Origin of the sequence: Nocardia sp. NPDC051929, assembly GCF_044548645.1 — a bacterium.
GTDB classification, from domain to species: Bacteria; Actinomycetota; Actinomycetes; order Mycobacteriales; family Mycobacteriaceae; genus Nocardia; species Nocardia sichangensis.
The window spans coordinates 239,100-262,617 of record NZ_JBIUCG010000010.1; the positions used below are offsets into that span (position 1 = coordinate 239,100).

24 protein-coding genes and 1 pseudogene are annotated in these 23,518 nt (G+C 68.4%); 12 read left to right on the plus strand and 13 right to left on the minus strand.

Features of this window, described 5'->3' with window-relative positions:
* The first annotated feature begins 8 nt into the window (after positions 1–8).
* Positions 9–593 (plus strand): DUF2505 domain-containing protein, encoded by a 585-nt coding sequence (locus ACIHAX_RS15530; protein ID WP_397278008.1) that lies wholly within the window; start codon positions 9–11, stop codon positions 591–593.
* Between the two features lie 51 nt (positions 594–644).
* Here ACIHAX_RS15530 and ACIHAX_RS15535 read toward each other — a convergent pair whose 3' ends face one another.
* From ACIHAX_RS15535 to ACIHAX_RS15545, 3 genes are all read right to left on the minus strand, one after another.
* The gene (locus ACIHAX_RS15535) at positions 645–1,709 is read right to left on the minus strand and encodes an LLM class flavin-dependent oxidoreductase (protein ID WP_355074158.1); all 1,065 of its coding nucleotides are present in this window, start codon (positions 1,707–1,709) and stop codon (positions 645–647) included.
* 4 nt (positions 1,710–1,713) lie between these two features.
* Positions 1,714–2,535 (minus strand): DUF1684 domain-containing protein, encoded by an 822-nt coding sequence (locus ACIHAX_RS15540; protein ID WP_397278010.1) that lies wholly within the window; start codon positions 2,533–2,535, stop codon positions 1,714–1,716.
* A gap of 178 nt (positions 2,536–2,713) precedes the next feature.
* Entirely contained in the window at positions 2,714–3,439 is a 726-nt protein-coding gene (locus tag ACIHAX_RS15545) for an SDR family oxidoreductase (protein WP_364426654.1), read from the minus strand.
* Positions 3,440–3,497: 58 nt separating this feature from the next.
* Between ACIHAX_RS15545 and ACIHAX_RS15550 the strand changes: the two genes are divergently transcribed.
* Positions 3,498–4,019 carry a MarR family winged helix-turn-helix transcriptional regulator gene (locus ACIHAX_RS15550; RefSeq protein ID WP_397278012.1) on the plus strand — a complete coding sequence of 174 codons (522 nt, stop codon included), beginning with the start codon at positions 3,498–3,500 and terminating at the stop codon, positions 4,017–4,019.
* A 61-nt stretch (positions 4,020–4,080) separates the two neighbouring features.
* Here the strand turns inward: ACIHAX_RS15550 and ACIHAX_RS15555 are convergent.
* Positions 4,081–4,293: pseudogene (locus ACIHAX_RS15555) on the minus strand (carboxymuconolactone decarboxylase family protein); the annotation flags it as partial.
* Between the two features lie 90 nt (positions 4,294–4,383).
* Positions 4,384–4,878, minus strand: a complete 495-nt coding sequence (locus tag ACIHAX_RS15560) for an anti-sigma factor antagonist (protein WP_364426660.1) — start codon at positions 4,876–4,878, stop codon at positions 4,384–4,386.
* Between the two features lie 535 nt (positions 4,879–5,413).
* Between ACIHAX_RS15560 and ACIHAX_RS15565 the strand changes: the two genes are divergently transcribed.
* Positions 5,414–6,685 carry an FAD-dependent monooxygenase gene (locus ACIHAX_RS15565; protein ID WP_397278014.1) on the plus strand — a complete coding sequence of 424 codons (1,272 nt, stop codon included), beginning with the start codon at positions 5,414–5,416 and terminating at the stop codon, positions 6,683–6,685.
* A gap of 200 nt (positions 6,686–6,885) precedes the next feature.
* Here ACIHAX_RS15565 and ACIHAX_RS15570 read toward each other — a convergent pair whose 3' ends face one another.
* The 3 genes from ACIHAX_RS15570 to ACIHAX_RS15580 all read right to left on the minus strand — a co-directional run bounded on the left by ACIHAX_RS15570 (position 6,886) and on the right by ACIHAX_RS15580 (position 9,644).
* Positions 6,886–7,683 (minus strand): SDR family NAD(P)-dependent oxidoreductase, encoded by a 798-nt coding sequence (locus ACIHAX_RS15570; protein WP_397278016.1) that lies wholly within the window; start codon positions 7,681–7,683, stop codon positions 6,886–6,888.
* A 110-nt stretch (positions 7,684–7,793) separates the two neighbouring features.
* Entirely contained in the window at positions 7,794–8,237 is a 444-nt protein-coding gene (locus ACIHAX_RS15575) for a pyridoxamine 5'-phosphate oxidase (RefSeq protein ID WP_355074173.1), read from the minus strand.
* A gap of 159 nt (positions 8,238–8,396) precedes the next feature.
* The gene (locus tag ACIHAX_RS15580) at positions 8,397–9,644 is read right to left on the minus strand and encodes a TIGR03618 family F420-dependent PPOX class oxidoreductase (RefSeq protein WP_397278019.1); all 1,248 of its coding nucleotides are present in this window, start codon (positions 9,642–9,644) and stop codon (positions 8,397–8,399) included.
* 139 nt (positions 9,645–9,783) lie between these two features.
* Between ACIHAX_RS15580 and ACIHAX_RS15585 the strand changes: the two genes are divergently transcribed.
* Genes ACIHAX_RS15585 through ACIHAX_RS15595 form a run of 3 tightly spaced genes read left to right on the plus strand, consistent with a single transcriptional unit; the run spans position 9,784 to position 11,789 of the window.
* On the plus strand, positions 9,784–10,539 hold the full coding sequence (locus ACIHAX_RS15585) for an ArsR family transcriptional regulator (RefSeq protein ID WP_397278021.1): 756 nt from the start codon (positions 9,784–9,786) through the stop codon (positions 10,537–10,539).
* A gap of 11 nt (positions 10,540–10,550) precedes the next feature.
* Positions 10,551–10,958, plus strand: coding sequence for a VOC family protein (locus tag ACIHAX_RS15590; protein ID WP_355074179.1), 408 nt, complete (start codon positions 10,551–10,553; stop codon positions 10,956–10,958).
* A gap of 12 nt (positions 10,959–10,970) precedes the next feature.
* Entirely contained in the window at positions 10,971–11,789 is an 819-nt protein-coding gene (locus ACIHAX_RS15595) for a TVP38/TMEM64 family protein (RefSeq protein ID WP_397278024.1), read from the plus strand.
* Here ACIHAX_RS15595 and ACIHAX_RS15600 read toward each other — a convergent pair.
* Positions 11,698–12,297: an SLATT domain-containing protein gene (locus ACIHAX_RS15600; RefSeq protein WP_355074183.1), complete on the minus strand. Its 600-nt coding sequence runs from the start codon at positions 12,295–12,297 to the stop codon at positions 11,698–11,700. The two genes, ACIHAX_RS15595 and ACIHAX_RS15600, sit on opposite strands and share 92 nt — an antisense overlap.
* An 827-nt stretch (positions 12,298–13,124) precedes the next feature.
* Between ACIHAX_RS15600 and ACIHAX_RS15605 the strand changes: the two genes are divergently transcribed.
* The 3 genes from ACIHAX_RS15605 to ACIHAX_RS15615 all read left to right on the plus strand — a co-directional run bounded on the left by ACIHAX_RS15605 (position 13,125) and on the right by ACIHAX_RS15615 (position 15,861).
* The gene (locus ACIHAX_RS15605; protein ID WP_397278026.1) at positions 13,125–13,739 is read left to right on the plus strand and encodes a hypothetical protein; all 615 of its coding nucleotides are present in this window, start codon (positions 13,125–13,127) and stop codon (positions 13,737–13,739) included.
* A gap of 240 nt (positions 13,740–13,979) precedes the next feature.
* A complete protein-coding gene (locus ACIHAX_RS15610; RefSeq protein ID WP_397278028.1) occupies positions 13,980–14,762 on the plus strand; it encodes a sigma 54 modulation/S30EA ribosomal C-terminal domain-containing protein in 783 nt (260 codons plus the stop codon).
* Between the two features lie 121 nt (positions 14,763–14,883).
* Entirely contained in the window at positions 14,884–15,861 is a 978-nt protein-coding gene (locus tag ACIHAX_RS15615; protein WP_397278030.1) for an acyl-ACP desaturase, read from the plus strand.
* Positions 15,862–15,896: 35 nt separating this feature from the next.
* Here ACIHAX_RS15615 and ACIHAX_RS15620 read toward each other — a convergent pair whose 3' ends face one another.
* The 4 genes from ACIHAX_RS15620 to ACIHAX_RS15635 form a co-directional block, all read right to left on the minus strand.
* Positions 15,897–16,793 (minus strand): glycosyltransferase, encoded by an 897-nt coding sequence (locus ACIHAX_RS15620; RefSeq protein ID WP_355074189.1) that lies wholly within the window; start codon positions 16,791–16,793, stop codon positions 15,897–15,899.
* 3 nt (positions 16,794–16,796) lie between these two features.
* Positions 16,797–17,681 carry a glycosyltransferase gene (locus ACIHAX_RS15625; protein WP_355074191.1) on the minus strand — a complete coding sequence of 295 codons (885 nt, stop codon included), beginning with the start codon at positions 17,679–17,681 and terminating at the stop codon, positions 16,797–16,799.
* Positions 17,678–18,565 (minus strand): polysaccharide pyruvyl transferase family protein, encoded by an 888-nt coding sequence (locus tag ACIHAX_RS15630; RefSeq protein ID WP_356969319.1) that lies wholly within the window; start codon positions 18,563–18,565, stop codon positions 17,678–17,680. The genes ACIHAX_RS15625 and ACIHAX_RS15630 overlap by 4 nt, the downstream gene beginning before the upstream one ends.
* 89 nt (positions 18,566–18,654) lie before the next feature.
* Positions 18,655–20,046 carry an aldehyde dehydrogenase family protein gene (locus tag ACIHAX_RS15635; protein WP_397278033.1) on the minus strand — a complete coding sequence of 464 codons (1,392 nt, stop codon included), beginning with the start codon at positions 20,044–20,046 and terminating at the stop codon, positions 18,655–18,657.
* Positions 20,047–20,205: 159 nt separating this feature from the next.
* Between ACIHAX_RS15635 and ACIHAX_RS15640 the strand changes: the two genes are divergently transcribed.
* Genes ACIHAX_RS15640 through ACIHAX_RS15650 form a run of 3 tightly spaced genes read left to right on the plus strand, consistent with a single transcriptional unit; the run spans position 20,206 to position 23,502 of the window.
* Positions 20,206–21,183 (plus strand): glycosyltransferase, encoded by a 978-nt coding sequence (locus ACIHAX_RS15640; RefSeq protein ID WP_397278035.1) that lies wholly within the window; start codon positions 20,206–20,208, stop codon positions 21,181–21,183.
* A gap of 31 nt (positions 21,184–21,214) precedes the next feature.
* Positions 21,215–22,522 carry a glycosyltransferase gene (locus tag ACIHAX_RS15645; RefSeq protein ID WP_397278037.1) on the plus strand — a complete coding sequence of 436 codons (1,308 nt, stop codon included), beginning with the start codon at positions 21,215–21,217 and terminating at the stop codon, positions 22,520–22,522.
* A gap of 8 nt (positions 22,523–22,530) precedes the next feature.
* Positions 22,531–23,502, plus strand: coding sequence for an NAD-dependent epimerase/dehydratase family protein (locus tag ACIHAX_RS15650; RefSeq protein WP_355074197.1), 972 nt, complete (start codon positions 22,531–22,533; stop codon positions 23,500–23,502).
* Positions 23,503–23,518: the final 16 nt, after the last annotated feature.

Consider the following 23,518-nt stretch of genomic DNA (forward strand, 5'->3'; position numbering starts at 1 on the left):
GACTGGGTATGGAGGTGTCGAAGCTGGTGCTTGCCAAGGCGATTCAGCGGATCCGGCGGCACGGCTCGGCGATTCACCGGCTCGGGCAGGCGGCGCGGCAGGTAGCGTGTGCCGATATGGCGACCCCCTTGGCGTACACGGCCACCTACTCCCATCCGGCCGACGCGCTTCGCGCGGCGCTGGCCGACGAGCGGTACTGGAAAGACCGCGTCGAGGAGGTCGGCGGAGTCCTCGTGGAGTTCGATGCCGCCGAGGACCGTTTGCACGTGCGAATGGTGCAGACCATAGCGGCGGCCGAGTTGCCCGGCGCCGTCACCGCGGTGCGCCCCGAGGGCCTGGTCGTCACCCGCACCGAGACCTACACCCAGGAGGGCGGCAGTTTCGACGCCGACGTCGAGGGTGTGCCCGCGCGGGTGAGCGGCACCGTCCGGCTCACCGAGCAGGATGCCGCCGCGGTGGCGGTCGTGGACGGCGCGGCCGAGGTGGGGATCCCGTTGTTCGGCAAGAAGATCGAAGCGGCCGTCGTCGCACGGCTGGTCGACATGCTCGCCGCGGAAGCGGAATTCACCGATACCTGGATCACGAACCACTGACACGTCGACCGGCACCCGGAGTCGATCGGGCAGTCGATCGGGCATCAAGGATCACGCGGGGGCGGCCACCTCACCGGTCTCGTGCTCGGTACCGGTCGCGGTCCGACGACCCAGCGCCGGCGCGATCAACTCCACGGTGTCGTGCAGGATCTGCTCGTAGTCGGCGCGGTGGAACTCGTACGGAAGCTCCAGTCGCAGTTCCGAAGTCTGCGCGAGCACCGGATCGGCCCGCAGCCGATCGATGATCTCCTCGGCGGGCCCGACCAGGTCCGGGGCGAACAGGACGCGCCGCGGCCCCTGCGGCCCGAGGGTGCGCTCGCGCCTGCTCTCCGCGTACTGCCGGTACCGCTCGCGAGTCGCGCGGTCGGCGCTGTCGAACGGAACGATCACCCGTCCCACCGCGACCCGGGCGGGCCGAGCCGGATCCACCAGTCCGCGGTACTCGCCGATCAGGCTCGACTGGGTGGTGGTGAAATCGTCGCTGTGCTCGCCGAACACGATGTTCCCCGTCAGGAGGTTCAGCCCGTTCTCCCCTGCCCAGCGCACCGAACGGGTGCTGGCCCCGCCGTACCACAGCCGGTCGATCAAACCGGGATTGTGCGGCTGTAACCGCGGCCGCTGGGTGTTGCCCGGGGAGTGGATCACCGTGTCGGCGTCACCGAGATAGTCGCCCCGCAGGTTCTCGATCAGCCGGGCGATCCGTCCGTAGGAAAGGTCGTAGGTGCGCCAGTCCCCGTCGAAGACCAGGCCGCCGAGCAAGTCGGCATGCGGCGGCGTGCCCGCACTGAAACCGGCTTGCAACCGGCCCCGCGACAGCACATCCGCCAGCGACAGATCCTCGGCCAGCCGGAACGGGCTTTCGTAGCCGATGGGAATCACGGCCGTGCCCAATTGGATTCGACTGGTGCGCTGACCGGCGGCGGCCAGGAACACCGCTGCCGACCCGACGCCGTGCTCGAGATGACGCTGCCGGATCCACGCACCGTCGAAACCGAGGCTTTCGCCGTACTCGAACAGCCGTAGCGTGTCCTCGAGCCCGGAGTACGGATCGTCGTCGGGATAGTTGCCCGGCGTCAGGAACGACAACGTCCTGATCCGAGGTGTCGTGTCGCTCATCGGTTCAGCCGCGCTCGTACGGCAGCTTCTCACCGGCTTCGATCGCGACCGGGAGCCGGTTCTCCGCGGGCGGCAACGGGCAGGTCGCCAGGTCGGTGTAGGCGCAGGGCAGATTCGCGGCCCGATTGAAGTCCAGATCCACCGAACCGTCGGCATCCGGCGGCGACAGCTGCAGCACCCGGTTGGCGGCGTATGTGGTGACCCCGGAGGTTTCGTCGGTGAAGAGCACGGTCAGGGCGCCGGGGTCCTTGCCGGGGAAAGCGGTCAGGCGCAGCGGCCGTCCGTCCAACTCGAACTCGACCTGCCCCGGCGCGTCGTAGACGTGTTCCAGTCCTTCGACAGCGGCGCCGACCGTGGTCGGCTGCGGCTCCGGGAAGGCGACATATCGCCCGGAGACCACCCACTTCGGGTGCGGCGCGTAGGCGGGCGTGCCGCGAAATGCCGTGCGCAGCGGGTTGTCCGGGTGCCGTGGCCGAACGATGTCGTGCCCGCCGCGCTTGGCGACCTCGATCACCGCGTCACCCCAGACAGCGTTCACGCCGCCGCGTTCGGGGATGACCCCGAACACATGCCGTCCGCGCACGGGTTTCCCGTCGACCACCAGCTCCTCACCGTCGTCGAGCACCACCGTCACCCCGTCGGCGCCGGTGGACCAGGCACCCGGCGCGTCGGAGAATCGCTGCGGCGTCTCGGCCAGCCAGTGCAGATCGGTGATGGCCAGGAATCCGTGCGGGTCGGCCAGTCGCGCCTCTTGTCCGCGGTGCCAGTCCTGCCAGTCGGCGACGAAGGCGTCGGTCGGAGTTGCCGCGGCGGCCTGCGCTGTCATGTGGTGCTCCTCGTCTGAAGCCGTGTCCGCCCCGGTTCGGTGCAGTCCCCACGATTCGAGCCGAGACGTGCGACACCGCTCCGGACGACGAACGGAGGTGATACCGGATTCAACCGCACGCGCCCGTGCGCGAATAGAATTGCGATCAGCCCGAACCCAATCGCCGCTCACGGAGCATTCATCTGGTCGTGTGCGCACCGCCGTTGACGTGAATCGTCTGGCCCGTGATGTGCCGGGCGTGCGGGGAGGCCAGGAACTCGATCAGCCCGGCGACGTCATCGGGCTCTCCCGCGCGTTTGTCGTGCGTGGAGTCGATCAACCAGCTACGCCGTTGCTCGCTCAATTGCCCTTGGAAGAAATCGGTGTTCTCGATGTAACCGGGCGCGACCGTGTTCACCGTGACACCCTTCGGCGCCAGTTGCGCCGACAAGCCGGCCGACCACGCCGCCAGCGCCGCCTTCGCGGCGCCGTAGGACCCCGCGGCATACTCCGCGCCGATCGAGCCGACATTGATCACCGCTCCACCGGGTCGCAGCCGCTCCCGCAGCGCCGAGGTGGTCAGGACCGCACTCAAGAGATTCGTCGACAGGTTCGCCGTCCACTGCTCGGCCAACTCCGCCAACGACACCGCGGCACCGTTCCCGACGACGAGATCGGTGTTGCCCCCGGCCATGTTCACCAGCACATCCACTTCGGGCCCGACCGATTCGGCGAACCGCTCCACCTCCGTTGGAATCGCCGCATCACAAACGATTCCCCGCACTCCGAGTTCCTGTGCCGCCCGCTCCACCCGTTCCTTCGAACGCCCGGTGATCACCACGTCCGCCCCGCCTTCGGCGAACCGCTGAGCCACCCGGCGTCCGATTCCCCCGCTCGCACCGGTGACGACGACCGTTCCGCGCATTCTCATCTCCTCTCGGTATATTTAGCGCTAAATGTACCGAGGGGAGAGACTTCCGGCAATGACGCACGAAGCACACGACGAGATACCGTCGCCCGCCCGGATAGCCGCGGCATGGCGCCGCGAACTGCCCGGCGCGCGAGTCGAGTCGATCGAGATCCTCACGCCGCTGTGGCGAGTCGCCAAACTCCTCACCGACGAGCGACAGCGCACCCTCCAGCGGCTCGGCATCGATGAATCGACCCTCGACCTGCTCAGCACCCTGCGCCGATCCGGTCCGCCCTACCAGCTGACCACCCGCCAGATCGCCGCCCGCAGCCTCGTCACCGCGGGCGCCGTCTCCCAGCGCCTCGCCCGTGCGGAAGCGGCCGGGCTGATCACCCGCGAACCGACCTCGACCACCCGGCGCGGCGTCCTGGTCTCGCTCACGCCGGACGGCCATCGCCACATCGAACAGGTCGTGCCCGCCCTACTGGAGCACGAAACCGCCTTCACCGACCAACTCGCCGCCGACGAACGCACCGTGCTCACCGCGGCTCTGCGCACACTCGAGGCGGCGATCCGATCCGCCGAACCGGCATAGACCCCCGCGCCGACTCGGTCAGGCGCCGGACAGATCCGCGGACAGGTCGCTGATTTCCACGACCGGCCCGGCTCTGACCCAATTCGCGCGAGGCCGGATCGAGGATCGCACTGCGGTAGACGGCGAAACCGCGCACAGCGTGCCGGAATACGTCCGGCGATTGAGCGAACACGGTCCACCAGTCGCCGGGTGTGGCATGGATCGTGCCGTGATCGACGGCGGGATCCTTGCCGGGGCCGAACAGCCGGTCGTAGAACAAGAGGATTCGTTCGATGTGATTGCTGACACGTCGCCTGTCAAGGCTCGATCCGCCGACCCCGGCACCAGGGCATTCGAGCGGAGCCCCGGTGCCGAGAAGACAGCGTCAGAGAGGTCGCGGCTCCGGTGTTCCGGCGTGACCGCGCCACGCCGCACGTGGCCCGATGCCGTGGAATCGCCCGCTCCGCAGCGAGTCGGCCAGCGCGTCCTCGACAGAGGAGTGAACGGGCCGCAGGGCGTCGAGGTCGAGGACGGCCACGACGCGGGCCACTACCAGCCGGTCACCGACCACTCGCAGCCGGATGCCCCGGCGCAGGCATGCCTCGGATTCTTCGGCCAAGATCAGCAGCGAACGGCAGGACATGAAGCCGAGACCGCTCGCATCGATCACGATCGACCCCGGCGCCGCGGTGGTCGCTCCGGCCTCGTATAGCAATCGCCGCCACGCGGGCAGCGTGTAGGCATCGACTTCACCATGGACGTGGACGACGGTCGCGTTGCCGCGGTGTTCGATGGTCGCGTCCAGTCCGAGGAGGGCGTCTTTCCACCCGTCCGACGAGGGGTGGGCGGCGCCGCCGAGACCGTGCAATTCTGTGCTCATAGGGCACTCGATTCATTTCGCGCCTAGCGCGCTCGATACCGGCCCACCCTGCATCCTCAAGACAGACCCGTCCCTTATTGCTAACAGAGACATGCCCATCTGTACAGCGGTGCGGATCCGAGCGGTTACCTGGACAGGTCGTGGGACGGGCTGCGGTACCTGTTGGAGTCGGCCGAGGCGGGAGGCCGCGCGCTGCTCAGCAGGCGCCCAACGGTGGAACCGATCGACGGCGACCCGTCACGGCGGGATAGGAACAGCACGTAGCCACGCCGGGCCGTCACGGATTTCCCATGGCCGCACGCCGATCGTATGAGCGGTTCCTGCCGACCGTGAACGCTGACATTTGTTCAAGACGAATCTTCGGTCGCCCAGCAAGGTAGTCCCTGTACGGACCGTCCGAAGGAGAACCAATGGCTGAGACCAGCGCCGCTGCGGCGTCGAGTCGGTGTTCGGATCCAGATCCGAAGTGGCAGTGGAGTTTCGGATCGACGATGCCCAACTGGATCGGCGCTTTCAGCAAAAGGGAGGCATACTCGTGCGGATCCTCATCTCCGGTGCAAGCATCGCCGGACCGGTGCTGGCGTACTGGCTCACCAGGCACGGCTTCTCCGTCACCGTCGTCGAACGCGCGCCGACCCTGCGCAAGACCGGCGGCCACGCGGTCGACCTGTTCCGGCCCGCGATGGACATCTCGCAGAAGATGGGCGTGCTGGCGCGCATCCAGGAACGGGCCACCGGCACGAACCGGATGACACTCCACCCCGAAGGCGCGCGGCGGCCCGCCAGCGTGGATCTCGCCAAGATCTTCGGCGCCACTTCCGACCAACACGCCGAGATCATGCGCGACGACCTCAGCGAGATCTACTATGACGCCGCCTCCGACGACGTCGAATATCTCTTCGGCGACTCGATCACCGCGATCTCACCCGAGGGCGAGGTACGGTTCGAGAAGTCCGCGCAGCGCCGCTTCGACCTCGTCGTCGGCGCGGACGGGCTGCACTCCTCTGTGCGCCGCCTGGTCTTCGGCGAGGAATCGCGCTTCAGCGCCTTCGCCGGGGCCTATCTCGGGGTGATGACCCTGCCCGGCGCCTACGGCTGCGACAGCGAACTCCACATCCACGTCGGTGTCGGCCGCACCGCAGGTATCTACGGTGTACGCCACCTCGGCGAGGCGCGTGCGTTGTTCCTGTTCCGCAGCAACCGCGAACTCGACTACCACCGCCACGACGTGTCACGGCAGAAAGAGCTGCTGCGTAAAGCATTCCACGGTTTCGACACCGACGTGGACCGCTGGCTCGACGAACTCGACCACACCCCGGCGTTCTACTTCGACTCCATCACCCAACTCCGCATGGACACCTGGTCCCGAGGCCGGGTGACGCTCGTCGGCGACGCGGGCTACTGCCCCGGCCCGGCCGTCGGCGGCAGCACCACGCTGGCCGTCGTCGGCGCGTACGTCCTCGCCGGAGAACTCGCACGAGCGGGCGGCGACCACGAGCGCGCCTTCCCCGCCTACGAACACGCGATGGCCGAACACATACGCGGCGGCCACGCCGTCGCGCTCAGCGCAGCCAAGACCCTGATCCCCACATCCCGCCTCGGTGTCTCGGGACTGGTGCAGGCCACCCGACTGTTATCCGCCCTGCCCGCAGGCCCCGGCCGCGCCTTCCTCCGCCTCGCCACCAAAAGCACACGCGTCTACAACGCTATGACCGTCGACGACTATCCACCACCGCCCACCGCATCAGGAGGCCTGGGTGGCGACCCGTTCAGCCCTCGGACGTCAGACCCTCGAAGGTCAGGGTGAGCAGACGGCGAGCATGGTCGGCACGCCGTTGCCCGCGTCTGCGGTCGCGGAGACGAGGGTCATCGATTCGGTCACCTCGAGATCCGCGTGCACAACGACAGGATCGCCGAGAACTGGATGGTCGCGGGACCCTTCCAAGCGGCCGGATAGGCGACAGAGCGCGAGCTACGCGCGGGCGAAGTTCGCCCTGCGCGGCGCTCTCAGTAGAAGACCGGACCCGGGACGCCGCCGCCGACCGCGATGGCGTCGCCGGTGATCGCGATACTGCGGGGTGACGCGAGGAAGGTCACCACGTCGGCGACTTCCGCGGCGTCGATGACCCGGCGCAGCGTATTCTTCGCCAGCTCGGCTTCGAGTTCGGTGACCGTATTCCCCGACTCCTCGGCTTGCGCGGTCAACCGCTGGGTCAGGCGTTCGGTCCTGGTCAGCCCCGGATGCACGACCGTCACATTGATGCCCTTCGGACCGAGCTCGTCCGCCAAATTCTTGGTCAATGCCGAGACGCTGATGTTCCGAATCGTCTGGGCGATGGAATTCGCCTGGCGCGCACCGAGTCCACTGATGTTGATGATCCGGCCCCAGCGCTGCTCGACCAGATGAGGGGCGACCGCGCGGGCGGTGCGCAGATATCCGAGCACCTTGATCTCCACTTCACGCCGCACCACATCGTCGCTGGTGGCCGCCAGGTCGGCGCTCGCGCCCGCACTCCACGGCGTGGCGGCGGAGTTCACCAGGATGTCGACGCCGCCCAATTCGGCGACGGTGCGCTCCACCAGCGCCTCGACCTGGCCGTCGTCGCCGGTGTCGGTCGGTATCGCGACCACTCGCCGGCCCGTCTCCTCGGCCAATGTCCGGGCAGCGGCCGCGAGCGGTTCGGCCGCACGCGCCGCGATCACCACATCCACACCTTCGTTGGCGAGCCCGCGAGCGACAGCCAATCCGATCCCCCGGCTGCCGCCGGTCACGATCGCGCGCTTTCCATCCAGATCGAGATTCACCAGGCTGACGCTAACAAGCCTGTCGATTCCGGTAACCGATCCCGCTCGACATGATCGGAACTACGCGCTGCCTCGCGCCCATTTCCGGCTCTTCCGGGCCCCGGCGAAGCTCAGCCGTTGCCGTAGACGCGATCCGGCGAGATCAACACCACCGCCCGGCGCTCGGCGGCCATCACTCTGTCGTACTCGTCCCAATCCTCGTGCACGCCACCGGCCGCGGTGAACACCTCACGCAGCAGCAACCGCAACCGCTCGGCATCGACCCCGGGGGCCGGGTCGTCCGGACCGGCGATCCACACCGGCCCCTCGGCGGCGCACCATTGCCAACCGACACGGACCACGATCGTGGCACGCGCCCGGGCCCGCAGGTTGTCCAGTTTGCGCACGCCGCCGCGTACCACCATGCCGACCACGTCGGCACCGGTCGCCGGGTGTCGCAATACGCCGGCGTTGACCAGCGACGACTGGATCGTGTTGTCGGCTCGAAGGGTGGAGACGACGCAAAGTCCGTGGTCACCGGCGATCAGCCGGGCGAAGTCCGCGAGATCGGTCACGCCGAAAGTCTACGTACTCGAGCGGGCGCGGGCCGTCGGTAACAGCGAGTTGCGCAGTGCCGCTGATATTTTCCGCACAACCCGCTCGGAAACACACCCGGCCACGCCATGCGCGCGCCGTGGCAGTGCTTGCTCCCCGGGCTCAGAAATGATCGCGGCTCAGAGTCGGCCGACGATTCGTTCGGGCGTGACCCGGACGACGACCATCGGAGTATCCCCGTAGGTGGCCGCGGCTTCCGGATTGTGCTCGCGATAGGTCTTGCCGGTGTACTTCAGCGCCAAACGATCCCGTATTTCGAGACCGCCTTCGGTGGACAGGGTCGCGGTACCGTGGATCGCGGCGTAGGTGTAGGGCTGCTCGGGTGGGTTGACCAGCACGCCGACTCGGGCGTCACGGCGCAGGTTGCGCTCTTTGCGACTGCCCTCCCCCACGACGAAGAGGACATCGTCCCCGTCTCGCAGTATCCACACCACCGATTGATGTGTGCTGCCGTCGGGCTGGATCGTGGCAACGACACCGAATACGGGCGAGTCGAGGACCTGCCGCAACCTGGCCGGGGAAATGCCCGACGCCGCCGACTGCAACCGTCCGAGCAGCTTCGTCGTCTCGCCGTACAGCCGCGCGGCCGCGGCGGTGTCGAACTCGGGTCCGTGCACGTCCAACGGCTGTCCCTGCGCGATCGCGGTCAGCGCCTCGACCGGCGGATCATCCAGTACCGCGAGGATCGGGCGGATGGCCTCGTCGATCGGTCGTGCGGTGCGGCGCATCGTTTCGATCCTGGCCGCCATCTCGGCGTCGTAGTCGCCGGACAGGGCGGTATTCACCACCCCCGGATGCACCAGCACGTATCGCACTCGCGCCGACACCGGCCTGCGCGCGAACTCGATGCCGAGCAGATCGTTGAGCTGACCGCCCTGCGCGAGCGCGTGCAGGCCGTGGTAATCGCGCTCGAAACCCAGGTCGTCCCAGCGGATCTCGCTGGTTCCGCTGCCCGGACCGGCCACATTGACGATGACCGGGTTCGGGGCGGTGTTCAGCAGGTCGATCAGTTCGTAGCTGAGCACGAATCGGCTCAGGTAGAACAGCGCGAAGGTGTATTCGAACCCTTCCGCGGTCACCAGCCGATCGGACCGGTAGTGCCTGGCACAGAGCACCAGGGCATCCACCGTGGTGAAACGGGTTCGGATGGCGTCGACGGCGGTGCGGGTCGCACCGATCGAACTGAGATCCGCGGGCACGAAATGCGCACGGTCGCCCGCCCCGAGCTCCTCGGCTGCCGCGAGAAGGCTCTTGCCTTTCTCGGCGTCTCGCCCGACGACCACGACGGCGTCTCCAACGGCAAGCCGCTTCAGGGCGACAGCCCGGCCGATCCCATCGGTACCACCAACGACCACAACATATTTCATGACACAAAGTTAACCGACTAGTTCAAATAAGTCATCTTGACAGTACTGCTTATCACACTATTTGGTTCAATGAAGCCGAACTACGGAACGAGCAGAGATCGGTATACACATCAAATTGGTTTGATGTAATGTGGGCGAGGTGGGTACCACGGATCGAGTGCCGGTTCCGCTGCTGATGCGCATGACAGCACATCCGCTGCGGTGGGCGTTGATGACCGAGCTGGCGGCGAGTGATCGCCGGGTGCGGGAGCTGGTGCAAGCGGTCGGGGAGCCGCAGAATCTGGTGTCGTATCACCTACGGCTGCTGCGGTCGGCCGGGTTGGTCGACGCGCGCCGCAGCAGTTTCGACGGCCGCGACAGCTACTACCATCTCGACCTGTCCCGGTGCGCGGCCGCATTCGGTGACGCCGCGGTTGCTTTGCATCCGGCGCTGGCTCCGTCCGGCCGCCCATGGCCGAAGGACTGTTCGGTGTTGTTCCTGTGCACCGGTAACAGTGCCCGGTCGCCGATGGCCGAGGCACTGCTGCGGCACCGCGTGACCGGCGTCCGGGTCGCCAGCGCGGGCAGCCATCCCAAACCGCGGATCCATCCGAACGCGGCGCGGGTGCTCCGGGAGGACTACGGGATCGACCTGGGTGCACAGCGACCGCAGGCGCTCGATGCGGTCGCCGACCGCCGCTTCGATTACGTGATCACGTTGTGCGACAAGATCCGCGAGGTACCCCGCGACCACGGCCGCGCCGTCGCGACGCATTGGAGCCTGCCCGATCCGGCCACGACCGGCGACACCGACCGCGCCACATATCCGGAGTTCCGTCGTCTCGCCGCCGAACTCGACACCCGCATCGGGTTCCCACCCATGCCCACCGCCATGTCCTCGGCACACAACAACTAGGAGATCCAGCCATGACCACGACCGCACCGATCGAACTCGCCCGAGTCCGCTACCTCATCGACGATGTGGCCGCGGCGGTCGAGTTCTACACCACCCACCTCGGGTTCACCGTCGACTTCGACGCCTCCCCGGCCTTCGCCGCAGTGGTGCGCGGCCCACTGCAGTTGCTGCTGGCGGGGCCGAAGAGTTCGGCGGCACGCCCGATGCCCGATGGCGCTACCCCGGAACCCGGCGGCTGGAATCGTCTCCAGCTGGTCGTCGACGATATCGCCGCCGAGGCCACGCGGCTGCGAGCCGCGGGCGTCACCTTCCGCAACGACATCGTCGACGGCCCCGGCGGGCAACAGGTGCTCCTCGAGGACCCCTCCGGCAACTTTGTCGAACTGTTTCAGCCCGCGCCCCGCCCGACAGCACGCTGAGAGCATCGACTCATGCCGGTCGACAAGCTCGCCGCTGGTGTAGCGGCCACCGATGCTCACCGCGGGCCGCGGTGGCGTGATCCGCGGCTGATCGCCGTCGTGCTGCCGCCGGTCGTGTTCGTGGCCGGCGCGGTACTCGTTCCGCACCTGGGTGCCGACCAGATCCGCAGTTGGGCACAAGAAACCGGTCCGTGGCTGCCGCTGGTGTTCTTCACCGCGCACGCCGCGGCGACCATCGTCCTGCCACGGATCGCGTTCACTCTCAGCGCCGGACTGCTGTTCGGTCCGGTCGCCGGCGTCGCCGTCGCGATCGCCGCGACCACGGTCAGCGCGGTCGTGGCGTTCCAGCTCGTGCGCGTGGTCGGCCGCGAAGCCGTCGCGGCCCGGCTGCTGACCCATCCTGCGGTCGCCGCGGTCGACCGGCGCCTGGCCCGCCGCGGCTGGCTGGCGGTGGGGTCGCTGCGGCTGATCGGCCCGGTGCCGTTCGCGCTGATCAACTATTGCGCCGGCCTGTCCTCGGTCCGGCTCGCGCCCTACCTGGTCGCCACCGTCGTCGGCGTGCTGCCAGGAACGATCGCGGTCGTCGCGCTCGGCGACGCTCTGACCGGGCACACCAGCCCGGCCTTGCTCGCGACCACCGTGGCCTGCGCCGCGATCGGAGCGGCTGGACTGCTCGTCGATGCCCGTCTCGGCGCCGACGAACCAGTAACGAACGCGCCTACGACACCGGCAGCCGGCGCTACCTCCGATCCAGCCTGCTCATCCGCGGTTGCGCCGACAGCTGCAATTGCCCGGTCCAGCTGTCGGTTTCGTGTGCGATCACCTCGTTGACCCGGTAGGAGAAATCCCGCAGCAGTCCCATCCTGCGGTCGATCTCCCCATTCGAATTGGCGGGCGCGCGGGAGACCGAAGCCCACTCGAGTTGGAAGTCGCACAGCATCGCGTTGATCGACTGCGCGCTGCGGATGTCGCGCGCCCACGCCGTCGAGACACCGAAGAAACGGTCGCATGCCGCGCTTCCGGCGGCGCAGGCGAGCAGGATGTATCCCCAGCTCGGGTCGATGGCGTGGACTCCGGCGGTGGTCAGCAGGGGCACCAGGATTCCGAGTAAGCCGAGCACGATCATCGCCGCGGTGAGGGCTAGGCTCGCCCGCCGCTTCGTTAGACCGTCCCGCGAATACCACTCGCGCGCGTCCATGGCGTACGCCTCGACACGTTGGAACAGCCGGGCAAGGGTCTCATCGGAACTCGACCAGTCGGCGGAGCGGAGGTCCAGCGAACGCGGTACTCCGAGATCCTGCGAGCGATCCCCGCCGATGGGCGATCGGTGCTCTGTCACGGCCCGTACTGTATCTCGCCTACGGCTCCAGAATCACCTTTCGGCAGTTTGCCAGGCGGCCGGAGCGGCGTCGGCAACCCTACTCGGCACGTCCGATCGGCACCGCCGGATGCACCGTTTCATCTTGTGCGGCAAGGTTTTTCAGCTCGCGGCTAGATCGTGGACTGATTCCGCGTCGACCGCGCCGAGGCGTTGCGATGCGTGGATCGACGAAAGTTGCGACTTAGTAACGGATTCGGGCGACACGTGGTCTCCAGGTAAGTCGCCGGTCAATTCCGGCACCGCTCCCGCAAAAATTGCAACGGCACCGAATCGGACTGTGCTACAGATCTTTCGACGGCCGCCTGCGATGCGGACGAACGGCGCCGCACCGATCGCTGTCCGACGTCGGCAGAATGCACCGAACTCTTCCCGAACGCGGTAGTCCGTCTGCTCGAATGTTCACACAGACCTGGAAGCCGAAGTGCCGGGCGAAGGGTGGGGTGGCCGGGTGAGCCGATCTCCATTTCCGCACCTGCGCCCAGGCGCCCCACCGAGATTTCAAAATCGCGCTGATCGCAACCATTCTCCGAGCGTTCGGCAGCTCTTAACGTCCGGATAACCCTGCTGCCTACCGTGCGTGAGGCCGACCGCAGTCGGGACCGCCCTGTCCACCCGGGTTCCCGACGGCGAACCCTTGTCCTCGAGTTCGGAGCGAAGTGCAGCCAACGCCGTGGTCAGCAAAGGACACTCGACTCGAGCGAGAACCGAGCGCGGCGCCGGGACGGCACGGCGAATTCCGTGCATCCCTGTCGGCGTTGCGGGGCCACTGGGGCTACCTGTGCGCCGTGGCCGGCAGTATCGTCACGCTGATCCTGCTGTTCCAGCCGTGGCTCAGGGCTGTGGGCGCCGACGGCAAAGCCAGTGCCGATGCCTTCGGCCGGATCACCGCGACCACTTCCTACCTGAACGTCTGGTCGTCGTCGCAGCCGCCCACCGCGCGGATCAGCGGCGCCCTGGCACTGCTGTCCGCGGGCGCGATCATCCTCACCGTCTGCGTGGTGGTGGTGAATCTCCGGCTTCGCACCGAGGTCCTGTCACGCACGGCGACGGCGTGCGCGGTGACGAGCGCGGCGCTGGTCCTGCTCACCGTGCTCTACGTCAACAGCAAGGCTCCCGAGCTGCGCGCCATGCTCGCCCGCTCCACGGACTTCGGCGGGCAGGTCGGCATGGTGACGAGTTGGGCGTTCGGCAACGGCAGCCTGATCGCGCCGGGAGTCCGGCAGGTCTCCTACAACACCGCGGGACTCACCCACTGGGCTCTGCTCGCAGGTATCACTTCGCTGGGCTCGGCCGTCATCGCCGTCGCCCAATGGGCCTACAACCGTCCGGCCACGGCGCTGCGCCTGCCACGCCGTACGGCCGGTGCGCGTTCCGGCGAACCGGCCGGACGCGTCGAGTGAGCAGGCCCGCGGGCCACCTCACGCTCCGCTGACGCCTCGATCTGCCGCCGGTCGGCACGCGTGGCAGGCCGTCGCATCGGCGGCCTTCACGATCCCACGCGACGGGACGGCCGAGCGCCGAGGGACTTCACGATGCTGAAAGTAATCGGCGTAGCGGACTTTCGGCCCTACGGGCACGACCCACGCTGCGGGCACAGTCTTGCCAGGTGAGTCGGTGGGGCGAGAGCAGTGGAGGATGGGATGTCACTGGTGTCGGAGGTGTGGTCGTCGACGTCGTTCCCGGAAGTCGCCGTGTTCGCCACCGGCCGGGTACCGGCCCTCGAGCGGGAACGCTTCGCCGGTACGGTCGGCCGCCTGCTGCGGCGATTCCCTGTCGCGGGCGCCGCCCGCCTGCGGATCACGGCCCCGGACAGCGACGACGGCCCGATGGTCATCCAGGTGAATCTGTCCGTCGGTGACACCTGCGCGCGAATCCAGACGTTGGCACATCGTCGTGGTGACGCGTTGCCGACGGTGATCCGGTTGCAACGGCAGATCAAGGCGTTGCAGAAGCCGTGGGAGCCGCGGCCGTGGCCGGATCCGGACCGTCGGCCGCTGGACGCACCCGGCCCGGGAGAACTGGTCCGCCGCAAGGCGGTTGCGCTGACAACGGGCTCGCTGCCCGCGGCGACGGCGCTCTTGGACGCGATGGATTACGACGCGCATCTGTTCACCGATGCCGAGACCGGGGAGGACGCCGTCATCTACCGCGCCGGACCGTTCGGGCTGCGGATGGCGCGCCAGCACAGTGTCCATACGCCACACTCGATCGTCGGCAGTTCGGGACTGTTCACCATCAACCCCCGACCGGCACCGGCGCTCACCGAAACACGAGCAGTGGAACGCGTATGCGAATACGGATTGCCGTTCCTGTTCTACACCGACCCACCGTCGGGACGCGGCCGTCTGATGTATCGCCGCTACGACGGCGGCCTGACGCTCGTCGCACCCCGCACCGGCGCCATCGACACGGCGACCGACTGAAAGTCGTCACTTCCCCGGCGTTATCCGTCCGGCCTCGGTCGTCGCTGATCGCGACCGGGCCGGGCCGCGACCGATCATCTCTCCCTTCCGTAGCAATGCGCAAAGAAAGGCGGACACGACGTTGGCGCGTGATCTGACACAGCTGGAGATCCTCACCGAGCTCGAACCTTTCGCGGGTGCCGCGTTGAACCGGCACCTGTCCATGGTCAAGGAGTGGCATCCCCACGACTACGTGCCCTGGGACGAAGGACGCAACTTCGCGATGCTCGGCGGGATCGATTGGGAGCCAAGGCAATCACGGCTCTCCGAGGTGGCGAAGGCGGCCTTGATCACGAATCTGCTCACCGAGGACAACCTTCCGTCCTATCACCGCGAGATCAGTGCCAGCTTTTCCCGAGACGGCGCGTGGGGGTCGTGGGTGGGACGATGGACCGCCGAGGAGGCCCGCCACAGCATCGCCCTGCGTGACTACCTGGTCGTCACACGGGGCGTCGACCCGGTCGCGTTGGAGAACGACCGTATGGCGCACATGTCCACCGGCTTCGGCGCGCCGGTGGAGCGAGCGGACACCGACTTCGACGGCGGGTTCCTGTACTCGGTGGCGTACGTGTCCTTCCAGGAGTTGGCCACCCGCATCAGCCACCGCAACACGGCGGCGGTCTGTGACGACCCCGTCGCCGACCGCATGCTGCAACGCATCGCCGCCGACGAGAACCTGCACATGATCTTCTACCGCGGCATGTGCGGCGCCGCCTTGGATCTGGTGCCCGATCAGGCCATCGAAGCGATCGACCTGATCGTGCGCAACTTCCGGATGCCGGGCACCGGCATGCCCAACTTCCGGCGCAACGGCGTCCTCATGGCCAAACACGGCATCTACGATCTGCGCCAGCACCTGGAAGAAGTGCTCCAACCCGTCATCCGGCAGTGGAACATCCTCGACCGCGACGACTTCGGGCCACGCGGCGAGCAAGCCCGCGAACGACTCGCCGCCTTCTTGGACGACCTCACGGAAGTGCGCATTCCCCGGTTCGAGGAACAACGCGACCGTGCCCTCGCCCGGGAAGCACGCCGGGGTGTCGGCGCCGCTGCGGGATAGTACGCCCGGGTAGGTCCTCCCCGCCGAGACGACCGTCAGCCCACATAGCGACGCGCGGGGGAACGGCGCTGCGATTCTTCCAGCAGCACGAGGCCCGCCTCCACTGGCGGAGGTAGGACTTTTCGTTCGCGCAGCACCCACGGCATCCCACGCAGTGTGTCCAGGACGGCCGCGGCGGTCGTCAGGTCGGCCGGAGCCGATCCGAGTACGACGGCGGTCCGCCGGGCGGCGCTGCGGGCCGGGCGGCGCAACCACAGCGTCCACAACGTGTTCCGGATGCCGAGCCTGCGACGGTGCGTCGGATCACGGGTGGTGGACGGCTCGTGGTGGATCAGGATGTCCTCCATCCAGCACATCCACCAGCCGTGCGCCGCGAGGTCGAGGGCGAGCAGTTCCTCTTCGCCCGCGAACCACAGACGCCGGGAGAAGCCGCCGACCTCCCGGAACGCGCTGACCCGGAAGGCGGACAGCGCGGCCATCACGCCGAGCAGAGCGGGGCCGGGCAGCCAGTCGGGCCCGACGACCGGTGAGTCGCGCAGTTCCGGCGTGATCGGGTCTTCTCGGAGATCGGGTGCGACCAGGCATCGTCCGGTCACCGAGCCGAGGCCGGGGTATCGGTCGAGCACATCGGCGGCGCGGGTCAAGGCGCCCGGCTGCCATCGGGTGTCGTCGTCGCAGAACGCGACATACGGCGTTGCCGTCCGCTCGACCGCGATATTCCTGGCCACCGCGCCGAGGTTCTCCGCCGAGCGGATGAGTATTACCGAGGGGAACGCCGCGGCGACCGCGTCGGCGGTGCCGTCCGTGGACCCGTTGTCGACGAGGATGATCGGCGCCGCGTCGGGCAGCGTGGTCATGTGCGCCAGGGTGCGCAGCAATTGTTCGCGCCGGTTGCGGGTCATGATGACGACCGTCATTCGTTCCGTGACCATCCGTCACTTCCTTCCATGGGCGAGTTCCAGCGTCCTGGCACGGCGCTCGACCTCCGGCGGCAGCGTGCGCCGCTGCGCCAGCGCCCTCGGCAGGCGGCGAACGACCCCCGCGAACGCCAGCAACATTCGGGGGTCCCGCGCCGCTCGGCGCAACAGGCCCGCGGACTCGGCAGCGGACCGCCGCAACGGCCGCCGCATCCAAGCGATCAACGCGTTGTTGCGCTGTTCGGTCCGTCTGCGCCACGCGTGCGGCGGGCGCCGCGCCGAGGGGTGGTGATGGGCACGCACTCGCGCCACGTAACAGAGATCCCAGCCGCACGCCGCCATATCGAGTGACAGCAGGCGTTCCTCGGCGCCGAAATGCAACAGCGGGCTGAACCCGGCGGCCTGCAGATACGCCTCTCTCCGGACGATCGCCGCGCAGGCGAGGAAGCCGAGAACCAACGGGCCCGGCAGACCGGGGGGATGCCCGAGCGGGCTGCTCGCCATCAGTTCGTTGACGGGATCGTCACGGTGGTCGGCGCCGACAAGCGTGCGTCCGGCGATCAGGCCGAGTCGCGGATGGGCATCAAGCACCCGCTCGGCTTCGCGCAGCGCGTCCTCGGCCCACCAGGAGTCGTCGTCGCTGAACGCGACGTAGGGCGTGCGGGCCAGTGCGACGCCGAGGTTGCGCGCCGCCGCGCCGAGATTGCGAGGCAGCCGGACGACGCGCACATCCGGGAATGCCTCCGCCGCGCCGACCGTGCCGTCGACCGAAGCGTTGTCCAGTACCACGATCGCGGGAGCCGGGCGCAGTGCGCGCAATTCGGTCAAGGTGCGGGCCAGTTCGGCCGCGCGGTTGCGGGTGGCGATGACGACGGTGGTCTTCGCCACCGTCGGCGCGCTCACGCAGGCCGTCCCGCGAGCAGTTCGTCGAGCAGGTCGCTGGTCAAGGCGTCGGCCGAGGGGAACTCCCGCCGCCGCGCGCGTTCGCGCCCCGCCGGTGCCAGGCACCAGCGCCACCACGGGTCGAACGCGCCCGCGTCGGCGGTCTGCTCGGCGGACACCAGCGCAGGCCAGTCCAGCGCCCTCGCCTGCGCGGTGACCTTCCCTCCGCCCGCGATGGGATCCACCGCGAGGACCGGGATCCCGGCTCGCAGGCCCAGCACCAAGCCGTGCAGTCGAGTGGTGATCACCGCGTCCAGGCGAGCGAACACCGACGCGAGCTGGTCGGGTGTGCGGCACAGGCGCCAATCGTCGGACGTCAATCTGGTGTCGAGCGGTAGTCGCGCGCAGTCGAGTTCGCGCAGCCACCGCAGCAACGCGCGATGCACCGACCGGTGCCGCCTGGCCACGCCGTACTCGGCCTGGCCAGGGGCGAAGACGACTCCCACAACGGGGACGCTCACCGTGGACGCCCCGACCGCCATGTCCGGTCGCGCGATGGACGGACCGTCGCGCGGCAAGATGCGGTGGAACCCGGTGACCGCGGCATCGGCCGGATCGAGGATGGAGACGCCCACCGCGATGCGTCGGCAGTTGGCGTACCGTTCGTGCAGGAACCGGACCTGTTCACCGTGCGCGGGCCCGCACACGAACACCAGGTGCGAATATCGCCCGGAGTCCGCGTCGTCCAGATGCATCCCGTCGGAACGAAACCCCGGGCTCCACGCCGTGTCGTGGGGTATCGCGGCGGAGACCAGCGCGTCACACACTCGGCTCATGCTCAACACGTCCCCGGCCGTCGCTTCCCCGTGCAGGAAGCTGGGCCACCCGGTGACAAGTACCCGCATGTCTCTGCCCATACCCGCTGCGTTCCAGGTCAATCAGCCGCGACGGCGACCTGTCCGCTCGGTGACCGCGAAGACCGGGGTGCGGCGTCCTAGCTCGGGGCCGGGCGCAGGTGCACGACCTTCGTCTGGGTCATCTCGTCCAGCAATTCCGGCCCGTAACCGAAACCGGACCCGCTGGCCCGCCGCGGGTGCGCCGCTCCCCCGGGCGCCCCGCCGAACACCGAGTTGATCTTCACCGTCCCCACCGGCAGTTCCCGCCAAGCGTGCTGCGCGTTGGCCATAGACGGCGTGAGCACGGTGGCCGCGAGCCCGTAGTCGTCGGTCGCGGCCTCGGCGATGCCCTGCTCGAACGTATCCACCACCCGTACCGGCGCGATCGGACCGAAGGTCTCCTCCCGCATGATCCGCATGGCCGGATCGCACTGTGCCAGCACGGTGGCCGGATAGTGCGCACCGGCGCCGTCCGGCAGCACACCGCCCGTCAGCAGTTCGGCGCCGCGCTCCACCGCGTCGCGGACGTGCGCGTGGACCTGCTCGCGATGATGACGGTCTACCAGCGGCGCCGGGTTCCAGGACTCGGCTTCGGCCACCAGCGCCGCCAGGAAGGCCTCCGCGACGTCCCGGTGCACGAAGATCCGCTCGACGGACACGCAGATCTGGCCGGAGTTCGCGAACGCGCCGAGCGCCGCCTGCCCGGCCGCCCAGACGGGATCCACACCGGCGTCGACGACGAGCGCGTCGTTGCCACCGTTCTCCAGCAGTGCCTTCGCACCGGTGTCGGCGACGCTGCGCGCGATCGACCGTCCCGTGGCGGTGCTGCCGACATGCGCGATGACGTCCACATCGAGACGTGCGGCGAGCAGCGCGCCGACCCGGCCGTCGCCTTGCACCGTCTGCAGAACGCCGCCGGGAAGCGCTCGGGAAAGCAACTCGCCGAGCAGAGCTCCGGTGTGCGGTGCGCGTTCGCTCGGCTTGTACACGACCGTGTTTCCCGTGACCAACGCCGCGCCGAGCAAACCGCAGGACACCGCGACGGGATCGTTCCACGGCGTCAGCGCGACGACGACGCCGCGGGGCTCCCAGACCATGAGGTCGGTCGCCTCGAAAGCTCCTTGCAGACTTCGGCCTCGGTGCAACGGTCCCAGTTCGGCATATTGCTCGAGCGTCGCGGCACCGGCCAGCACCCCCTCCTTGCTCTCCGACCGTGGACGTCCGGTTTCGAGCCGATTGAGTTCGGCCAGTTCATCGGCATGCTCGCGGAGCAGAGCAGCACCGGCGCGGACCGCGACGGCCCGCTCAGCCGCCGTTGTTCGCGCCCAGCTGGTTTGCGCGCGATTCGCCAGATCAACCTGCCGATCGATCTCGGCGGTATCCGACATGGGCACCTTGCCGACGGTGGCGCCGCTGGCGGGATCGAAGATCTCGATTGTTTCGGTCGCGCGTAGTTCAGTGGCCGACGGGGCAGCATGGGGTGCGCTCATATCGCGGCCATTGCCTGGCATCCATGGTTCAAACCGGTCGCGCGTCGGCCGCATCGGTACCGCCGCGCGGCAGTCCCAGGACACCGACATAGCCACAAGTTTGCTGTCGGGCCGCGCCGACCAGGTTTGATCCGGCGGCAATAGGCAAGAGCTACCGGCATGGCCGGAAAGATCGAGCGGCTCACGGTGCTGCTGTGGCACGTGCACGGCTCGTGGACGACGTCGTTCGTCCGAGGGCGGCACCGTTATCTGCTGCCCGTGGTGGAAGGCGGCGGGCCGTGGGGCCGTGGACGGTGCGGCCGCGACTGGCCGTCCGCCGCGGAGGTGCCCGCTGACCACTTGCGCGAAACCGAGCCGGACGTGGTCGTGCTCCAGCGCCCGGAGGAAATCGAGCTCACCGAACGATGGCTCGGTCGTCGTCCCGGGGCCGATATTCCCGCGGTCTTCGTCGAGCACAACGCGCCGCGGCCCAGCGCTGCCACCAGCAGGCATCCGCTGGCGGATCGCGCCGACATCCCGCTCGTGCACGTCACGCATTTCAACGACTTGATGTGGGACAGCGGACGCGCGCCCACCCGGGTGGTGCCGCACGGAATCGTCGACCCCGGCGCGCGCTACACCGGTGAACTGCCTCATGGCGTGGCGCTGATCAACGAGCCGATGCGGCGCGGAAGGATCACCGGGAGTGATCTCCTGCCCGACTTCGCGATGGCGGGACCGATCGATGTGTACGGGATCGGAGCCGGCGACTACACGGCGAACAGGTCCACCGGGCACCCGATCCGCGGCATCGGCGACTTGCGGCAGTCGGCATTGCATCCGGACATGGCGCGCAGAAGGGTGTACCTGCACACCGCGCGCTGGACCTCGCTCGGATTGTCCCTTCTCGAAGCCATGCACCTGGCCATGCCGGTGGTAGCCCTCGCCACCACCGAGGCCGTCATGGCGGTGCCCCCCGAAGCCGGCGCCGTCTCCACCGATGTCGCGGTGCTCACCGCGAAGTTCCACGAGTTTCTCCACGAACCCGATCTCGCGGCGCTGGCGGGCAAGTCGGGACGGCAGTTCGCGCTCGAGCACCACGGCCTCGAGGTCTTCCTGCGCCGGTGGGATGCCCTGCTCGCCGAGGTCGCCGAATGAAGGCAGTGTCCCGGAGAGAGAAGGCGGAATCATGAAGATCGCGATGGTGTCCGAACACGCCAGTCCGCTCGCGGTGCTGGGCGGCGTCGATGCCGGTGGGCAGAACGTTCATGTCGCCGAGCTGTCCGCTGCCCTGTGCAGGCAGGGGCACGAGGTCACCGTCTACACGCGCCGCGAGGAGGCCGACGCGCCCGACATGGTTACCGCCGAACAGGGTTACCGCGTCGTCCACGTCCCGGCCGGTCCCGCTCGTCCGCTGCCGAAGGACGAATTGCTGCCGCACATGGTCGAATTCGGCATTTTCCTGCGTGGGCACTGGCGCGACCTGCGGCCGGATGTCGTGCACGCGCATTTCTGGATGTCCGGACTCGCCGCCCTGTCGGGGGCACGCCCCACCGACATTCCGGTCGTACAGACCTTTCACGCGCTGGGCGTGGTGAAGCGCCGCCACCAAGGTGCGAACGACACCAGTCCGGCCGACCGGACACGCCTCGAACGGCTGATCGCCGGACAAACCGACCGGATCATCGCCACCTGCACCGACGAGGTGTTCGAACTGGCCAGGCTTGGCGTCCCCCGGTCCAAGACTTCGGTGATCCCGTGCGGCGTGGACCTCGAACAGTTCGCACCCGAAGGACCGAAAGAGCCGAAGTCGGCCGAGTACCGGATGATCAGCGTCGGCAGGTTGGTGCCCCGCAAAGGTTTCGACACCGCGATCACCGCGCTCACCGGACTGCGGAACGCCGAGTTGGTCTTGGTCGGCGGCCCGGACGATGCCGAGCTCGCCGACGACCCGGAGGGCAGGCGGCTGCTGGCCCTGGCGGACGAACTCGGCGTACGAGAACGGCTGCGCATGCTGGGCCGGGTGCCGAGGACCCGGATAGCTCCGCTCCTGAGATCGGCAGACGTGGCCGTGTGCACGCCGTGGTACGAGCCCTTCGGGATGACGCCACTCGAAGCGATGGCGTGCGGCGTTCCCGTGGTGGCCACCGCGGTCGGCGGCCTCATCGATACCGTCGTCGACGGTGTGACCGGCAGGCTGGTTCCACCGCGGGAGCCCGCGGAACTGGCCGACGCGGTCGGCGAGCTGCTGACCACACCAGGGGTCCGGGAGCGCTACGGCCGCGCCGGGCGCGAGCGTGTCGAGTCGCGCTATTCATGGGATCGGATCGCCACCGAAACCCTCCACGCGTACCGCCGGGTGACCGCACGCGCGGGCGCGCGCAACGGACATGGGCCCACCGACAGCCGTTCGCTCGACGGCACCAGCGACAGCGGCAAGCTTGCTCCCGAGTCACCGTCGACAGATCGTGGTCTTCGCGCGAGCGGCCGCGGGTAGGCCACAGCATGTCCGAACCCTGCGAACGCGCGTTGGTCACCGGCGGATGCGGTTTCGTCGGATCACACCTCTGTGAGCAGTTGCTCGACGCGGGCACCGTCGTGGTCGCGCTCGACAACTTCGCCACGTCCACACCGGACAACGTCGCCCGGCTGCTGGCCCGTCCCGGATTCGACCTCATCCAGCACGACGTCACCGAGCCGCTGCCGACGATGGGCTTCTTCGATGTCGTCTTCCACCTCGCGTCGGCCGCGTCGCCACCGGACTACCTGCGACTGCCGATCGAGACACTACGAGCCGGCTCCCTCGGCACCGCCAACGCCCTCGATTCGGCCGAGCGGCATCGAGCTCGTTTCGTGCTCGCATCGACCAGCGAGGTCTACGGCGACCCGGGTGTCCACCCGCAACCCGAGCATTACTGGGGTCACGTGAATCCGGTCGGGCCGCGCAGCGTCTATGACGAGGCGAAGCGGTATGCCGAGGCTTTCACGATGGCATTTCGCCGGGAGCGTGGCGCGAACACCGGGATCGCCCGGATCTTCAACACCTACGGTCCCCGCATGCGTACCGACGACGGCCGGATGGTGCCCACCTTCATCGCACAGGCGTTGGCGGACGCACCGCTCACCATCGCGGGAACCGGCGAGCAGACCCGCTCGCTGTGTTATGTCGAAGACACGGTGCGCGGCCTGCTCGCGTTGGCGTCGACCGACCATCCGGGGCCGGTCAACATCGGTAATCCGCACGAGATATCCGTCCGCGGCCTCGCCGAGGAGATCCGAGCGGCAACCGGCAGCCGTTCCATCGTGACGTATGTCGACAGCGCGATCGATGATCCGAAACGGCGCTGCCCGGACATCTCGCTGGCCCGGCGCGAATTGGGCTGGTGGCCGTTGATCGGCAGGAAGGAAGGACTGCGCCGCACGATCGACTGGTTCGCCGGGCGCACGGCCGAGTCGGCCGAAGAGTCCGTGCGCTGAGCGGCGCCCGACGGCG